This is a genomic window from Fervidicola ferrireducens (assembly GCF_001562425.1).
Taxonomy (GTDB): Bacteria; Bacillota; Thermosediminibacteria; order Thermosediminibacterales; family Thermosediminibacteraceae; genus Fervidicola; species Fervidicola ferrireducens.
Map to the genome: position 1 here is coordinate 1 of NZ_LOED01000075.1, position 1,745 is coordinate 1,745.

At 41.0% G+C, this 1,745-nt stretch carries 1 protein-coding gene; it reads left to right on the forward strand.

What is annotated here, in order from left to right:
- Positions 1 to 113 precede the first annotated feature (113 nt).
- Positions 114 to 1,553, forward strand: coding sequence for an ISLre2 family transposase (locus AN618_RS12305; RefSeq protein ID WP_066355632.1), 1,440 nt, complete (start codon positions 114 to 116; stop codon positions 1,551 to 1,553).
- Positions 1,554 to 1,745 lie beyond the last annotated feature (192 nt).

Here is a 1,745-nt window from a genome sequence, read left to right on the forward strand (position 1 = left end):
GGCAGTGTAAAATTTAAGTAGGTAGGAAAAGAAGGGAAAAGGCATAGAAACGTAGAAAAAAAGACCTCGCCACCCCAAACAACACCAAATCATAAAAAGGAGTGTGAGGTCTTATGCTAAATATTCGACACCTGGTAGGCTCAATCCTTCTTCTACACAATGGTTTAACAAAAATTTTAGCGGAAAGCAAGGACTTTTATGAACTTGAAAAAGGGATAAGTGAGCTATCTCAAAAGGTGAGCAGTCAAATGCTGATATGGACATTAGAACAACTAGACCTAAATTTAATGAACAGCAGGGATCGAGAGACGTGGGAAGTAATAGGCTTTAGGGAAAAACAGGTAGTTAGCACACTTGGCGAATTTACCTACAAGAGGAGGCTTTACAGGAACACAAAAACAGGAGAAACGAAATTTTTTCTGGACGAACTACTGGGATTCCCCTCCCATGCGAAGATAACCCCAAGATTAAGGGAAATAGCAGTAAAACTAAGCACAGAAATGTCATTCAGGCGTGCAGCGGACATACTAAGCCAGCTTTTCCCAACGATGAGCTTCATGACAGTATGGAAAGCAAAAGAAGAAATTGGTATAGAGATACAACAAGACAGCGAAGAAAAGAGGAAAGCGGTATTTGAGCGAGGAGAGAGCCCCAAAGGAGAAAAGGAAGCGAAAGTGGTAAATATAGAAGGAGACGGAGTAATAGTAAACTTACAAAGAGCGGAGAAAAAGAAAGGCGAGATAAAGCACTTAGTAGCCTACGAAGGGAAAAGAGAAATTAAGAAAGGGAGAAAAGAACTAGAAAACAAAGTAGTAATAAGCGGCATGAGGGAATGGCCAGTAATGTGGGAGGAAACGTATGCGAAAACTGGAGAGATATGGGCTATAAATCGCATAGAAGAGATAAACATAGGAGGAGATGGAGAGAAAGGGGTAAAACAGGGGTTAGAATACTTCCCCGGAGCAAGATACAGGCTAGACCCGTATCATCTCAGCAAGAACTTAATAGAAGCCCTTTGGTATGATGAAGAAACTTACAGTAAAGTATGCGAAGCTATACACGAGGGAAATTTTGAAGATACCCAGGAGATATTAAAGGAAGCGGCGGTAAGGACTCGAGGGGAACGGAAGAAAAGGGTACTGAAATTATTGGGATATCTTAAGGATAACTGGGAAGGGATAGTGAATTCACCGGGAGCTGAAAGGCTTGGAACGATAGAAGGGCAGATACAACATAACGTAGCGAGACGAATGAAGCGTCGAGGAGCGAGGTGGAGTGAATCTGGAGCAGACAGGATGGCGCGGATTTTGGCAGAGAAAGCAAATGGCAAGTTAGAAGAATACGCCATGCGTTGGCCCATGAAACAGAAAAAGATAAAAGAGATAGTAACGGAGATAGCTCAAACGAAGGAGAAAAAGAAAGCAAAAGTAGAAGACATAGAAAAGTGGCTGAAGGTTTCGCTGCCAATTTTAAATGGGCCCTACGCGAGCAAGCCATGGATAAAATATGTGCTTAAGGAATTAAGCCGTCCCAACTTTTCGGCAATGATTTAGAAGAAAGTATTTGGCAAATGTTGGGAATAGATTTGAATTAAGTAGTGAGAGGCATAATGGATAATTGTCAACTTATGCAGTAATTATTTTGCAAAAATGGCAATATAATACATCAAATTTATGTCACCTGGACTTACAATAGTGGTGAGGTCAGCTTAAAAAATTTTTTACCTACAAACTCTTGACACAGAC